Consider the following 14,401-nt stretch of genomic DNA (forward strand, 5'->3'; position numbering starts at 1 on the left):
CAACGGTTGCCCCTTTTGCTTTGTGCGGGAAATTTATCTGGCGTACCACTCGCCGGACATCCATTCGCTCGCTTTCCAGCGGAGAACGTCAGGCGAAGCCAGATGGATGATTTCTTTGAAAAATTCAAGCCTCTCCGTGTCGGACATAGGCGTGAAGCTTTTGGCGATCGCCAGGTTTTGCTCCAGCTGCTCCATGGATTCCATGCCCACGATCGCCGTCGCGATCGGCAGCGAGAACGTGTAGCGGAGCGCCTGCTCGTACCAAGGCGCCAGCTTGCCGAGCGCCATCACCTTCATGCCGATGACGGCGACTCCTTTGTCCGCGGCTTTCGGGAGAAACTCGTGCGCATAGCTGTACACGAAATGATCTGCGGCGGAGAGGGGCACCAGCGCGCTGTCGAACGGGAACCGCTCGATCGCTTCCGCCTGCACGGCAGGGTTCGTATGTCCGCTGATGCTAATCGAACGGATGATTCCCTGCTCCCTCGCTTCGATCAGCGCTTCGAGCGCGCCCCCTTTGGCAAAGCATCGCTCCAGCTCTTCCATCGTCATGATGTTGTGCAGCCGCCATTCCTCGACCTTGTCCGTCTGCAGGCGCTTCAGGCTCGCCTCCAGCAGCCTCCACGAGCCGTCTCTCGTGCGGTCATGGGTTTTGGTCGTGATCCACACTTCATGCCTGCGTCCTTGCAGTGCCTTGCCGAGCCGCTCTTCGGACTGTCCGTCGGAATAGCTCGGCGCCGTGTCAAAATAAGTGATCCCCTCATCGATGGCCCGGTTTACGATTCGGATTGCATCCTCCTCCGAGCAGTTGTGTTCGTCGACGATTCTTTGGGCGCCAAAGCTGAGAATCGGGAATTGTTTGTCTGATTTGCCATAATTTCTGTGCTCCAAATGGCTCACTCCTCTCGTCTATATCGAATTGAGCAGGGATTTGCATGATCTAAGTATAAAAGAAGTATAAGGGCTTTGTGAATGTATTCTTCCATATTCGTGGTTACCTTACACTATTCGACAAAAAAAGTATTGTGTTTTATATTGATTGTTTTTATCATAAGTTTATATACATATTTTGTCGAATTTTTAGAAGCTTTACAAATGACGATGCATGGAGGAGGTTGCTCTGGAGGGGGAAATCGGGCCCGGCTCGTGCAGTACATAGTGGAAAGTTGTTACAAAGAAAACGTAGAAAACATGGAGAGGTGCACCAAAGATGGAGAAATCATCGTTAATCGGTATCGTTCTTGCGTTTCTTGCGGTCGGAGTGGGCATGGTGTTAAAAGGGGCCAGTCTGTCGGCGCTTTTGAATCCCGCCGCTGCGTTAATTATTTTCGGAGGAACGGCAGCTACGCTTTTTATATCGTTTCCAATGGAAGATATGAAAAAATTTCCGAAATTATTGAAAATTATTTTTACCGAACAACCGTTAATGCCGAAAAAAGAGCTTATTGAAACGTTTATCAACTGGGTTTCCATTACGCGCCGTGAAGGCTTGCTTTCCCTGGAAAAACAAGCCGAGGAGCTTTCCGATCCTTTTATGAAAACGGGTATGCGTCTGATCATCGACGGGAACGATCCCGATTTTGTCCGCGACGTGCTGCTTGAAGATATTGCCGAGATGGAAGCGAGACACAAAAGATTTGCGGGCATTTTTACACAGGCGGGTGCGGCAGCGCCTACGCTCGGCGTTCTTGGCGCCGTTGTAGGCTTGATCGCGGCGCTTAGCAACCTGAGCGAGGTGGAGAAGCTGGGCCACTTGATTTCCGCGGCTTTCGTCGCAACTTTGTTCGGTATCTTCCTCGGATACGTCGTTTGTCACCCGTTCGCGAACAAGCTGAAAAGTAAATCGAAAAAAGAAGTCGAGATCAAGTTGATGATCGTGGAAGGTTTGCTGTCGATTCAATCCGGCGTATCTGCGAACTCCGTGAAGCAAAAAATGATGATTTTTGTGACGAACACGGAGCGCGCGCAGTATGAAGAGGGGGCGAAGGAGGCCACTCCACAGTGAGCAAAAAGAAAAAGCACGAAGAACACGAAGAGCATATTGACGAAACCTGGCTCATTCCCTATGCGGATTTGCTTACGCTGCTCTTGGCGCTGTTCATTATTTTGTTCGCCTCCAGCCAAGTGGACAGCAAAAAATACGATTCGATCATGAGAGCTTTGAACAACGCGTTTACTGGCGGAACAGCACCAATGAATATGTCCAACCTGATCCCGATCGATAACGCTGCGAACTCTACCCAGAATAACAACAACAACCAGAATCCGCCGACGAAGCCCGAAGACAAGCAGGCCGGGAAGCTGGCGGAGCGCCTCAAGAAGGAAGAAGAGGATCTGGAGAAGCTTAAGAAGAGCGTGGACGCTTTTATTAAGGACAACAATTTGGCCGACCAATTGCAGACGAAACTGGACAGCGAGAAGCTGACGATTACGATCAGCGACCGGGCGCTTTTCGATTCCGGTTCCGCTACTGTGAAGCCTGAGGCAAGAACGCTTGCCGTCTCCATGTCCGAGATGCTGAGCGGCTACACGGACTACCAGGTCGAAGTCGCAGGACATACCGATAATGTGCCGATACATAAGCCGGAGTTCGAAACGAACTGGGATTTGAGCGCCAAGCGCGCGGTCAATTTTATGAAAGTGCTGCTGAATAACGGCAATTTGAACCCTGTCATGTACCGTTCCGTCGGATTCGGCGAATACCATCCTGTGGAATCCAATGATACGCCGGAAGGCAAAGCGAAGAACCGGCGCGTTGAAGTCAGCATTCTCCGTAATCTCAAAACGACAGAAAATACGGTCAAGCAATAAAAGAAAAGGCCAAAGACGCCTCCGAACCACTGTGATAGTGGAACGGAGGCGTCTTTGTTGGTGTACTCTCGTTGGCGCAGCAGTAGTACTACGTCGCGCCACGTCGCGCCGCGATCGGGCGGGCTAGAGCTACACGGTAACGAGCAATTTTTTCTCCGCTTCGCTCACCTCGCCAAGCTTCTCTTGCTTTTCATGTTGCTCTTGTTTTTGCTGCTGCTCTTGCTGTTCCAGTTCCCCGTTCGGTGTCCGGGACTGTTCCTGCTCATCAAGCTGCTGTTCCGCCGGAGCTGCAGCAGCAGGCTCCTCTTCGGCCGATTCCGCTTCTTCAAGGAACTTCGCTTGTCCAGCCTCATTCCCGGGTTCGGATTCGGAATGCCCTTCCTGAGCTAATTCCACATCCTCGGTTCCGATTTGAAATTTGCTGATTTCCGTGAACAGCTGTGCGGCCAAAGTGTGAATGTCATCCGCTTGGTCGGCGATTTGACGGATCGAGGCGTCCTGCTGAATCGAGGTCGAATGAACTTCCTCCACCCCTGCCGCGGTTTCCTGCGCTACGGCGGCGACGAATTGAACGGACTCTATGAGCGTATCGTTTTTCAGGCGGACCTGCTCGATTTTGTCATGAATTTGTTCGATCTGACCCGTAATATGGCTCATCGATTGTTCGATGCCGACAAAAGAGTCGAGCGTATCCGACACGCGGCTGTTTTGCGCCTCCGTCTGCTCCTTGGCTTCGTTCAAGCTGCTTTGCAGCTCGCGGATTTGCTGCTGCAGCGTCTGGATCATGCCGCTGATCGTTTTGGAGGAGTCGTTCGTTTGCTGGGACAGCTGGCGCACCTCTTCGGCGATAACGGAAAAACCACGGCCGTGAACGCCGGCTCTGGCCGCTTCAATGGCAGCGTTCAGCGACAGCACGTTCGTCTGCGTCGAAATTTCCGTAATCGACAGCGTGATCGCGCCGATCTGCTTGGAGCTCGCCGCGAGAGTCCGCATGGCTGCGTCAACTTTGCTCAGCACCTCCTGGGATCGGTCCGAGGAGGCTTTCAACGCCCGAACGGACGCCGTTCCGTTCAGCGTGCCGGCCGAAGCCTCTTCGCTGGAACGCTTCATATCGTCCGTATACGACGTGATCGCGCGGATTTCCGCGTCCAGCTCGGCAATGATTTGCGAGCTTTGCTCCGTTTTGTAGGCCTGCTCGTTAGCGCCTGCCGAAATGTCTTGGATCGATTTTAAAATATCGATATTCGCCGATGCGGTCAGTTCCGAAAAATGACGGGACGATTGCGAATGCTCTGTCAAGGAGGAGGCAATTTTGCTCGCGGCGCTCAGCATTTGACGAACTTGGACGATCATATGGTCGAAGCTGCGGCTCAATTGGCCAAGCTCATCCCGAGACTCGGAGTTGATCGTATGGCTCAAGTCTCCCTCGGCGATTAAGGCCACCGCTTTTTGCAAGCGGGTGATAGGATTCATGAAAGAGCGGATGATGATGAACGCAATGAACAAAGTCAAAACGAACACGAGGGACGCTACGATAAGCATCACTTTACCCGTTTGATCCAGCAGCAAAGTGGATTCGCTCACCGCATTATCGGCGGATTCCGCGTATGTCGTGTAAAAATTGTCGACCAGACCGAAAATTTTATCTTTCAAATCTTGCGATTCATTATAGAGATACAGCAGATTGATTTGCAGATCTACCGGATTCGTGCCGTTTCCCTGAACCATTTGGGCCGCCGAATCGAAATTGTTGATATAGTCGACGGAAGCCTGGATCAGCTGGCTTCGCCATTTTAGCTGTTCCGGCGTGGAGGCGGTGTCGCCGATCATTTTGACCATATCGGTAAAAGGCTGCCGCTTTGCGTTGTATTTTAAAATATATTCGGGTTTCTTGGAAATCTCCAGACCGGAAGCGATAATATTGAGCTCCTGCACCATTTCTTTAAGCTCCAGCGCCATCACTTTGAGCTGTATTTTATCGTTTTGATCGTTCATGTGCTGTTTGATTTGACCGACCTGATAGAGATTGAAGAATGCGACCGTAAGAAAAATCAGAAGCATACTGCTAAAGCTGACGATCAATTTGCTGCGCATGGTCATATTGAACGTTAACTTCCTCATTTTCGTTCCCTCCATTTTTAATTGACAATTTTCGACTAATTTCTATGTATTGCTTCTACTTTAATAATCATCTATTAAGCGAAAAGCCGAACTGTGTTAAAGAAGTGTTAAATAAAAGTTTTACATTACGTTTACGTTTCGCGAGTTTTTAATTTACAATCTGTTGTTACGATGTGTAAGAAGGTTAGATCGACGGACAGAGAACAGACATCGAATCTAACTGCAATTACGCTTTATAAAAATAAAGGAGGACATGCTGACTATGTTTAAGCTCATGTCGAAAAAAGGAATTACATTTTCACTCTCTACGATTTTAGTAATGGGGGCTTTGGCTGGTTGCGGCGCCAACACAAACACAACACAAAACGCTGCATCTCCTTCACCAAGTGCAAGCGCATCTACCAAACCAAGCGATTCTCCGGCTCCAGCAAAAACTGAGCTTTCCGGCACAATTACGGCATCCGGCTCCAGCGCCCTGCTTCCTCTTGTGAAACAAGCGGCTACCGAGTTCATGGAGAAAAACCCGAAAGTAACGATCAACGTAACAGCAGGCGGTTCCGGTACAGGTATCAAAAACGTAGCGGACGGCACTTCCGATATCGGTAACTCCGACGTGGCTCCTGGAGATGAGTACAAAGACAAAGGCTTGAAAGAGAACTTTGTTGCAGTTGCTCCTTTCGCTTTCATCGTTAATAAAGATGTAACTGTCGATAACTTGACTAAACAGCAAGCTGCCGACATCTATATGGGCAAAATCACAAACTGGAAAGATGTAGGCGGTAAAGACGCGAAAATCGTTCTTGTTCACCGTCCTGACAGCTCCGGTTCCCGCAAACTGGTTCAACAAATCATTCTTGACGGCAAAGAATTCACTAAAGACGGTATTACGCAAGAAAACAGCGGTGCTATGAAAACAGCGGTAGCCGGCCAATCCGCTTCCATCGGCTACGTTGATACTCCTTACATCGACGATACGGTTAAAGCGTTGAAAATCGACGGAGTTGCTTTCTCCGAAGACAACATCAAAAACGGCACTTACAAACTGTTCGGTGTTGAGCGTATGTACACAAAAGGCGAAGCTAAAGAACCTGCTAAATCTTTCATCGACTATATCAAAAGCAAAGACTTCCAAAGCAAGCAAGTTCGCGATCTGAAATTCTTGCCTGCCGATCTGCTCGGAAACAAATAATAACGTTTAAAAGCACCAGGGCGCTGCAGCTATTGCAGCGCTCTTTTTGCTCGAGAAGAGACGAAAAATTTTTACATTGTCTTTACAATTCATTGATGATGCATTGACACTCATCACCTATGATGAGTGTAATGTGAATCAGGAGAAGGGGGATTATCCATTGAACACGGTGGCAGACAAGCTGGCAAACACGGCGGAAGAGAGGAACCGCCCGATGACGAGCAAATGGACGAAGGGACAATATAGACAAGACAACGTGATGCGGTGGGTATTCGTCGGGAGCGCCGCGCTCGTAGCGGCCATTATTTTTTCCATCATTATTTTCGTAGGGATGCAGGGGCTCAAAACATTTCAAGGGGTCAGTCCTTTGGAGTACTTCTTTTCGACCGATTGGACGCCCGGGCAAAATAAATTCGGAGCGCTGCCTTTTCTGTACAGCACGCTGCTGCTGACGCTCGTTTCCGTCGTATTGTCGGTGCCGCTGGCGCTGTCCGGGGCTCTGTTTATGGCGAAAATCGCACCGAAATGGATGCGCGAAATTTTGCGCCCTGCCACGGACTTGTTCGTCGGCATTCCGTCTGTCGTATACGGTCTGATCGGTATGACAGTTATCGTACCCGCGCTTGGGAAAATGACCGGCGGAGTCGGGTACGGCATTTTGCCGGCGGCTATCATTTTGGCGATTATGATTATGCCTACGATTCTTTCCATCTCCGAGGATGCGATCCGCTCGCTGCCCGGACGGTTGGAAGAAGCGTCTCTGGCTCTCGGAGCGACACGCTGGCAAACGATGTGGCGCGTGCTGCTGCCGGCGGCAAGACCCGGTATTTTGACAGGCATCATACTCGGCATGGGCCGCGCAATCGGCGAAACGATGGCGGTGTTCATGGTGATCGGGAACTCGCCGCAAATGCCCAAGTCATTGCTTGATTCGACGACGGTGCTGACAACCGCGATTGTCAAGGACATGGGGAACACGAACTACGGAACGACCTGGAATAACGCGCTCTATATGATGGCGCTGCTTCTGCTTATTATTTCCTTATTGTTAATTCTTATTATCCGGATCGTGGCTAAAAGGAGCGAAGTTAAATGAACAGCAGAAATACGGATCGTTTGGCCACTGTCTACTTCTGGGCTTCGGGCGTTGTCATTATCCTCATTCTGGCCTGGTTTCTGATACGGATACTTGGCGACGGCATTCCTCATTTATCGTGGCAATTCATTTTCGGCAAGCCGGAGGAAATTAAAGCCGGCGGCGGCGTTGGGCCGCAGTTGTTCAACTCCTTCTACATTTTGATCCTTTCCCTGATCATTTCGGTTCCAATCGGAGTGTTCTCGGGGATTTATCTGGCTGTTTATGCGCAAAAAAATAGTTTCACCGACATTGTACGCATTTCGGTCGAAGCTTTGGCTTCCGTCCCTTCGATCGTTTTCGGATTGTTCGGTTTCCTGTTGTTCGCCAATTTGCTCGGGCTGAAATTTTCGATTATCGGCGGCGCGGCGACCGTCGCTCTGCTGAATTTGCCGGTCATGGTACGTGTGACAGAAGAAGCGATCCGTACAGTGCCGGATTCGTACTGGGAAGCAAGCCTTGCGCTCGGTTCGACCAAATGGCAGGCGATCCGCAAGGTGCTCATTCCTGCGGCAATGCCGAATCTGATTACGGGCATTACGCTCATTTCCGGCCGCGCGCTTGGGGAATCGGCCATTCTGATTTACACCGCAGGCTTGTCGGTGTCGCGGTTTTTCCCGGATTTCAATCCGCTGAAAATGGGCGAGACTTTATCCGTTCATCTCTGGTATGTCGGTGCGGAAGCGTTGGTGCCTGACGCGAAAGATATCGCCAAAGGCAGTGCGGCGTTGCTTCTCATCGTCGTGCTGGTCTTCAACTTGCTTGTAGGTATTCCAAGTCGGATTTTACAAAAAAGACTTTCCGGAGGGAAATAAATGGTAACGACAATGACAAAGCCCAAAATCAAAGCGGACAAATTAAACTTGTTTTACGGGGACAACCATGCGCTGCATGATATAGAGCTAAGCATTGAGGCCGGTACGATCGCCGCTTTGATCGGCCCTTCCGGCTGCGGCAAGTCGACTTTCCTGCGTACGCTGAACCGGATGAACGACTTGATCGAAAGCGTCAGAATTACAGGCAACGTTGCGGTAGACGGATTGAACATCTATGGCTCGGATTCGGATGTCGTTTCGCTCCGCAAGCGGGTCGGCATGGTGTTCCAGCGCCCGAATCCGTTCCCGATGAGCATCTACGACAACATCGCCTACGGCCCGCGCATTCACGGCACGAAGAAAAAATCGGTGCTGGATGAAATCGTCGAGCGCAGCTTGATACAAGCGGCGCTTTGGGACGAAGTCAAGGACCGGTTGAACAAATCGGCGCTCGGCTTGTCCGGCGGTCAGCAGCAGCGTCTTTGCATCGCCCGTCTGCTGGCGGTCGAGCCTGATGTGCTGCTGATGGATGAGCCGACTTCAGCGCTGGACCCGATCTCCACGCTTAAGGTCGAAGAGCTGACCCAGACGCTGAAAGACAAGTACACAATCATCATTGTAACGCACAACATGCAGCAAGCCGCCAGGATTTCCGACATGACGTCGTTCTTCCTGAACGGATATTTGATCGAAACGGACAAAACGGACAAAATTTTCACAAGTCCTAACGACCAGCGCACGGAAGATTACATTACCGGAAGATTCGGTTAACAGAAGGGAAAGGGAGTGTACAAATGGATACGAGACCGGGTTTCCATCAGTCGGTGGAACTGCTTCAGCATGAACTGCTTCAAATGGGGAGCAGTGTGGAACATTTGATCCGCTCGGCGGTGGATTCACTGGCCAGATTGGATGAACAACTGGCGGGGCAAATCATCAAGAGGGACGATGTTATCGATGACTTCTTGACAAGAATCGACGAGCTGTGCCTCCGGTTGACCGCATTGCAGCAGCCGATGGCCAGCGATTTGAGAATTATCGGCACGGCGATTAAAATCGCGACCGATCTGGAGCGGATCGCCGATCATGCCGTCGACATCGCGAAGATTACGATTCGCTTTGCCGGCGAAGAGCTGGTCAAACCGCTCGAAGTCATTCCGCAGATGGCCGATATCGCCATCGAAATGCTGCAGGAGAGCATGATCGCCTATACGGAGCGCAATGTGCACAGGGCGGCGGCTCTTGCGGAGAAGGACGACCAGGTCGACAAGCTGTACAGCACGGTTATGCAAGAGCTGATCAGCATGATGAATGCGGACCTGAACCGCAACCGTCAGTTGGCTCATCTGATCATGGTGGCGCACTATCTGGAACGAGTTGCCGACCATGTGACCAACATCGGAGAAGGTGTCATCTACATGGTGACCGGGAAGCGCAAAGATTTGAACGTCTGATGGTGTGGAAAAAAGGGGAAGTTAACGGCTTTGGGCCGCTAGCTTCCCCTTTTTGTATGATTGCCTGGTGTCTGAGCGAAGAAAGCCTGCGAAAGTGCAGGCTTTTTCCGGGTTAACGGTTCATTTTGGCGAAAAGCCTGCGAAAGTGCAGGAATTTTCGTAGAAAATGAATCTAAGCTCTTGTGCTTGGCGAAAAGCCTGCACATTTGCAGGAATTTTTCGTTTCCAGCGTATTAGCAGGCAAAAACCTGCACTTTTGCAGGCTTTCTGCCCGCAGTCAGGTTATACCCACAGCCCAGCCAGTCGAGTTACCTCATGCCCCCCGCCGTGCATCACTGCAACGCACAACGCGCGCCGGGAACTGCAGTGCTGCACCCACGCCGGGAACCACTGAACGGCCGATCAAAGGGTTACTGCGCCAAGACGGCGGAAGGGATCGCGAAGCGGATGAAAAACGTCGTGCCCAGGCTGCTCGATTGCACTTCGATAGGCGCCTGATGCCGGGCGGCGATGCTGTAGCAGACGGCCAGCCCCAATCCGGTGCCGTGGTCTTTGGTCGTGAAAAACGGCCTGCCGAGTTTTTCCAAATTTTCTTCCCTGATGCCGCTTCCTTGATCGGATATTTTCAAAACGACACTTTGCGCTTCGGCGTACGTTTCGACGGAAAGCATTCCGCCCGCGTCCATCGCTTCCAGCCCGTTGATGCACATGTTCAGGATTAGCTGGCGGATTTCCTGATCGTCCAATTGCAGCTCGGGGCAATCGCCGTATTCGATCTGAAGATGCTTGCCGGTCATGACCGCTTCGGCCTGGATCAACGGATAGAGCGTTTCCAAAATGCGGTTCAACTGTGCGGTATGCTGGTGCGTTTGTTTATTTTTGGCCAGCGATAAATATTCGGTAATGATTTTGTTAGCCCGATCGAGCTCTTCCAGCATGATATGTATGTATTCTTTTTCCATCGTGCCTTTGCTGTCCCGGAACAGCTGCAGAAAGCCGCGGATGGTCGTCATCGGATTCCGGATTTCGTGCGCGATCCCGGCGGCCATCTCCCCGACGAGGTTCAACTGGGCCAGACGGGCCATTTCGGTCTCGTATCGGAGGTTTTCCGTGATGTCGATCGCTACCTGCAGCAGACACTTTTCGTCGTCCATGTCGATAATTTCCGTGGACAGCACGGCGCTGCGGATTTCTTTGTTTTTCGTCTCGTACTTGACTTTGGCATTGTGGCCGACCTGCTCCGCACAGGCGTCTTCGCTTTCGGCGGAATCGCCCCTCATCCCGAACAAGTTCAAGGACGTGCCGATGATTTCTTCCCCGTAGCCCGTGTACTGCTTCCAGGTATCGTTGACATCGATATATTCGTAATTGGACAGGCGCCTGATCGCCATCAAGCAGGGAGAGGCTTTGAACATTTTTTGAAAATGCTCTTGCGATTTCATCAATTTTTGATGCGCGTCCACGAGTTCGCGGGTTCTTTCTTCCACGCGTTTTTCCAGCAGCTCGTTTTGCTGCTTGAGCAGCATTTCCGCTCTGGCGAGCTTGTGGTTCGTCTCCTCCAGTTCAAGCGCCCGCTGGTTCAACAGCTCGCTTTGGGATTTTATTTTTTGATGATAGCGGTGAAGCTTGACAAAAGCGTCCACTTTCATTTTAAGCAGATCAGGATGCACGGGTTTAAAAACGTAGTCGATGGAGCCTGCATGATAACCTCTTAATACGTGTTCAATCGAAGTGCTGATCGCTGTCAAAAATATGATGGGCACATCTTCGCAGGACTTCTTCTGCTTGATCAACTCGGCTGTTTCAAAACCGCTTAGGCCGGGCATTTGCACGTCCAGCAGGATTACGGCCACATTGTGGGCCGGCTCCTTGAGCAAGTATTTGAGAACCCCTTCGCCGGATTGCAGCGTAATCAGATCATAGTCAGAAGAGGCAAGTATGCCGGTCAAAGCCAGCAAATTTTCGTAGCGGTCATCCACCGCCAAGATTTTTACTTGATCATCCATTTCAGTTCCTTCTTTCGGTTATACAATCCAAAAGGTATGAACACAGCTTTGCAAAATCTCCTGCTTTCTTTTTTCGGGAAAAAGGGCAGATTCCCTCTTTTTGGTTGTGAGAAAATATGTTGATACAGATTATTAAACCTATTTACAATGATTTTACACAAGCTTAACATGTCTGGACGTTTGGTTTGTTACACTTGGGGTAAAAGTTGAGTCGGTAAGGGATGATGTTGATGCAAGTTCAGTCAGACATGTTCGCGCATTTTCGCGAAATCATTGAGCGGCAGTCCATTTTTTCGGTGTACCAGCCGATTGTCTCGCTGCAGAGTGGAGAAGTTACCGGGTACGAGGCGTTGACGCGGGGGCCGCGGGAAAGTACGTTTCAATCGCCGCTGGAACTGTTTGAATTTGCCGAACAACAAGGCGAGCTCTATGTTTTGGAAAAACTGGCCAGAGAAAAGGCGATTCAGGGATCTTTTTTGCGGCCGGAGCAGTTTTTATTTATTAACATTTCGTCTCAGGTGCTGCACGACCCGCAATTTATTCCGGGTAAAACGATGGAGATTTTGCATGCCCACGGCTTGCGGCCGAACAATGTCGTTTTTGAAATTACGGAGAGAAGCTCGATCGAGGATTTTACTTTGGCCAAAAAGATTTTGGAGCATTACCGCAAACAGGGATATCGGATTGCGATCGACGATGCCGGGGCCGGATACTCGTCCCTTCAGGCGATTGCGGAGCTGCAGCCGGATTTTATTAAAATCGACCGTTCTTTGATCGAGAACATTCATTTAAATAAAGTCAAGGAGTATATCGTAGAAACGTTCGTCACCTTCGCCCAGAAAATGAATATTTCGCTTATTGCCGAAGGCATCGAGCATATGGACGAGCTGATCAAGCTAACCCGGATGGGCATTCATTACGGTCAAGGCTATTTGCTCGGAAGGCCCGGCACCGATCCCGTTACCGTCGAGGAAAGCCACCAGATGCTGATCTGGCAGCACCGAAAGCTGCAAGGCGGCGCAGCGGTCTGGTCGATCGGCGATTTGGCCGCGCCGGTGAAGGTGTTCGACAAGCGTGCGCTTATTTCCGAAGTCGCCGACTATTTGAAAAAAAACCAGGACGCCGTAGGCGCCGTTATCGTAAGCGAAGCCGTTCCGGTCGGGCTGATGATGAGGGACAGGCTGTTTCAGCAGCTGGCGGGGCAGTACGGATTCTCGTTGTTCTGGAACCGGAGCATCGATCAGATCATGGACGATTCTCCGCTCATCGTGGACGAGTTCACGCCCGTAGAGCAAGTCTCGCAAATGGCGACCTCGCGTTCCATACATAACCTGTACGATCTCGTCATTATTACGAGCGGCGGAAAAATGGCGGGCACAGCTTCCATCCGCTCCATTCTGGAAAGCATTACGAGCGTCCGCATGGAATCCGCGCGGATTGCCAATCCGTTGACCGGACTGCCGGGAAATTTGCAGATCAACCGGGAGCTGAACAAGCGGATTATGGAAAAGAAGCCGTTCCATGTCGTCTACGCGGATTTGGACTATTTCAAATGGTTCAACGACCGCTTCGGCTTTCAAAGAGGGGATCAGTTGATTCAATATACGGCGGACATCATGCAGCAGGCGATTGCGGTATGCGGCACGCCGCTCGACTTTGTCGGGCATGTGGGCGGGGACGATTTTATAGCTATTTCCTCTACGATGCTACCGGAGACGCTGTGCCAGGAAATGATTCGCCGGTTCGAGCAGGGCGTACAGATGTTCTACGAGGGAGAGACGTGGGAATACGTGTGGGACCGCAGCGGCGCCCAGGTTCCGAGCAATGGGGTGACGCTTTCGCTTTCACTCGTCGTATGCAGCAGTGAATCCGCGATGACCCTCGAGCAGATTTCACAAGCTGCGGCTGCTTTGAAGAAGAAAGCGAAGGCGCATCAAGGGAGCGTTTATTGCATGCACTGCATAAATTGAGCGCTCTGTATGCCGGTCACCGGATCGGCTCCGAGAACGTATGCTGGAGCTGTTTAAAAGAGCGGATAATGATAACCTTTTGCTTGCCGACCCGGCGTTCCGATATTTTTTTCACGCTGCCTGGATGAATCCAGACGGCGTCCATGCCGCAGGAGGTTGCCCCCACCACGTCGTTGCGCCACGAATTACCGACCATGACGCTTTGATTGGGCGTCGTGCCCACCGTTTTCATAGCCGCTTCGAAAATCGCGGGATGAGGCTTGCGCGGCCCATCCTTCTCCGAACTGAACAGACGGTCCGGCCCGATCCACTGAGTAAGCTTCAGTTTGTGCAAATTGTTTTGCAGACGCCGCAAATTGCCGTTGCTAATAATGGCCAGCTCGAAATTTTTGGTCAAAACGCCGAGCGTTTCTTCGACGCCGGGAAATAAAGCGACAAAGGTATCCTCCTGCTGTTCGACCTGATCGAAAAAAGCGCGTGTAAAAGCGGGGTTTACGGAAACCGGAAAAGGCTGGAGCGCCTTTTTCAGGCACAATAGCCGGAGCTCCTCGGCGGAAATCTGGCTTTTTACGGGCGCCTTCCGATGCTTGCTCCATTCCAGCTTATAGCTTTGCAGCGCGTCCTGGCCGGACCATGTGTGGCCTTCCGGTTCCCATCTTGCCGTATACTCGTTCATCACTTGCAAAAACGCGGAGTCGAAGCACTGCCTGCGATCCAGAATCGTATTGTTCATATCGAAAAAAATGACTTTTTTGCGGGTTGGAGAAAAAAAAGGACTCATGCGGAGAACCTCCTTTTGAAGACCTTGCGACCCGTTTACTCGCTTCTATTACATGTTTATGTGCATAACTGTTTTTTTATTTTTATTTCCTATGCTATGATGAAGAGAGTATGTCTGAA

The 14,401-nt window shown here is 51.0% G+C and carries 12 protein-coding genes; 8 read left to right on the forward strand and 4 right to left on the reverse strand.

The genetic code is table 11. The features are described from left to right. Nucleotides 1-33: 33 nt before the first annotated feature. A complete protein-coding gene (locus AC3G2T_RS28930) occupies nt 34-891 on the reverse strand; it encodes an aldo/keto reductase (RefSeq protein WP_488437737.1) in 858 nt (285 codons plus the stop codon). Nucleotides 892-1,210: 319 nt separating this feature from the next. On the opposite strand from AC3G2T_RS28930, the gene motA reads away from it, so the two are divergent. Both motA and motB read left to right on the forward strand, forming a co-directional pair. Beyond that, nucleotides 1,211-2,005 (forward strand): flagellar motor stator protein MotA, encoded by a 795-nt coding sequence (motA, locus tag AC3G2T_RS28935; RefSeq protein WP_474679674.1) that lies wholly within the window; start codon nt 1,211-1,213, stop codon nt 2,003-2,005. Continuing rightward, nucleotides 2,002-2,811, forward strand: coding sequence for a flagellar motor protein MotB (motB, locus tag AC3G2T_RS28940; protein ID WP_474679673.1), 810 nt, complete (start codon nt 2,002-2,004; stop codon nt 2,809-2,811). The genes motA and motB overlap by 4 nt, the downstream gene beginning before the upstream one ends. Before the next feature lie 129 nt (nt 2,812-2,940). On the opposite strand, the gene AC3G2T_RS28945 is transcribed toward motB, so the two are convergent. Beyond that, on the reverse strand, nt 2,941-4,932 hold the full coding sequence (locus tag AC3G2T_RS28945) for a methyl-accepting chemotaxis protein (protein WP_488437738.1): 1,992 nt from the start codon (nt 4,930-4,932) through the stop codon (nt 2,941-2,943). 262 nt (nt 4,933-5,194) lie between these two features. On the opposite strand from AC3G2T_RS28945, the gene AC3G2T_RS28950 reads away from it, so the two are divergent. From AC3G2T_RS28950 to phoU, 5 genes are all read left to right on the forward strand, one after another. Next, nucleotides 5,195-6,121 carry a phosphate ABC transporter substrate-binding protein gene (locus tag AC3G2T_RS28950; protein ID WP_474679671.1) on the forward strand — a complete coding sequence of 309 codons (927 nt, stop codon included), beginning with the start codon at nt 5,195-5,197 and terminating at the stop codon, nt 6,119-6,121. 160 nt (nt 6,122-6,281) lie between these two features. Then, on the forward strand, nt 6,282-7,217 hold the full coding sequence (gene pstC, locus AC3G2T_RS28955) for a phosphate ABC transporter permease subunit PstC (RefSeq protein WP_488437739.1): 936 nt from the start codon (nt 6,282-6,284) through the stop codon (nt 7,215-7,217). Beyond that, nucleotides 7,214-8,071 carry a phosphate ABC transporter permease PstA gene (gene pstA, locus AC3G2T_RS28960; protein ID WP_488437740.1) on the forward strand — a complete coding sequence of 286 codons (858 nt, stop codon included), beginning with the start codon at nt 7,214-7,216 and terminating at the stop codon, nt 8,069-8,071. Before pstC ends, pstA begins: the two co-directional genes overlap by 4 nt. After that, nucleotides 8,072-8,842 carry a phosphate ABC transporter ATP-binding protein PstB gene (gene pstB, locus AC3G2T_RS28965; RefSeq protein ID WP_488437741.1) on the forward strand — a complete coding sequence of 257 codons (771 nt, stop codon included), beginning with the start codon at nt 8,072-8,074 and terminating at the stop codon, nt 8,840-8,842. Nucleotides 8,843-8,865: 23 nt separating this feature from the next. Then, on the forward strand, nt 8,866-9,525 hold the full coding sequence (gene phoU / locus AC3G2T_RS28970) for a phosphate signaling complex protein PhoU (RefSeq protein WP_474679667.1): 660 nt from the start codon (nt 8,866-8,868) through the stop codon (nt 9,523-9,525). 410 nt (nt 9,526-9,935) lie between these two features. Here phoU and AC3G2T_RS28975 read toward each other — a convergent pair whose 3' ends face one another. Beyond that, on the reverse strand, nt 9,936-11,531 hold the full coding sequence (locus tag AC3G2T_RS28975; RefSeq protein ID WP_488437742.1) for a response regulator: 1,596 nt from the start codon (nt 11,529-11,531) through the stop codon (nt 9,936-9,938). A gap of 230 nt (nt 11,532-11,761) precedes the next feature. On the opposite strand from AC3G2T_RS28975, the gene AC3G2T_RS28980 reads away from it, so the two are divergent. Beyond that, nucleotides 11,762-13,501: an EAL domain-containing protein gene (locus tag AC3G2T_RS28980; protein ID WP_488437743.1), complete on the forward strand. Its 1,740-nt coding sequence runs from the start codon at nt 11,762-11,764 to the stop codon at nt 13,499-13,501. Between the two features lie 16 nt (nt 13,502-13,517). Here the strand turns inward: AC3G2T_RS28980 and AC3G2T_RS28985 are convergent, their stop codons facing one another. Then, a complete protein-coding gene (locus AC3G2T_RS28985) occupies nt 13,518-14,282 on the reverse strand; it encodes an HAD family hydrolase (protein ID WP_488437744.1) in 765 nt (254 codons plus the stop codon). Nucleotides 14,283-14,401 lie beyond the last annotated feature (119 nt).

It is taken from the genome of Paenibacillus sp. sgz302191, assembly GCF_057749925.1.

Bases quoted from the DNA above. Each gene is read 5' to 3' on its own strand.
- motA (WP_474679674.1), top strand. From the start codon at position 1,211: ATGGAGAAATCATCGTTAATCGGTATCGTTCTTGCGTTTCTTGCGGTC.
- AC3G2T_RS28945 (WP_488437738.1), bottom strand. From the start codon at position 4,932: ATGAGGAAGTTAACGTTCAATATGACCATGCGCAGCAAATTGATCGTC.
- AC3G2T_RS28950 (WP_474679671.1), top strand. From the start codon at position 5,195: ATGTTTAAGCTCATGTCGAAAAAAGGAATTACATTTTCACTCTCTACG.
- pstA (WP_488437740.1), top strand. From the start codon at position 7,214: ATGAACAGCAGAAATACGGATCGTTTGGCCACTGTCTACTTCTGGGCT.
- pstB (WP_488437741.1), top strand. From the start codon at position 8,072: ATGGTAACGACAATGACAAAGCCCAAAATCAAAGCGGACAAATTAAAC.
- phoU (WP_474679667.1), top strand. From the start codon at position 8,866: ATGGATACGAGACCGGGTTTCCATCAGTCGGTGGAACTGCTTCAGCAT.
- AC3G2T_RS28975 (WP_488437742.1), bottom strand. From the start codon at position 11,531: ATGGATGATCAAGTAAAAATCTTGGCGGTGGATGACCGCTACGAAAAT.
- AC3G2T_RS28980 (WP_488437743.1), top strand. From the start codon at position 11,762: ATGCAAGTTCAGTCAGACATGTTCGCGCATTTTCGCGAAATCATTGAG.
- AC3G2T_RS28985 (WP_488437744.1), bottom strand. From the start codon at position 14,282: ATGAGTCCTTTTTTTTCTCCAACCCGCAAAAAAGTCATTTTTTTCGAT.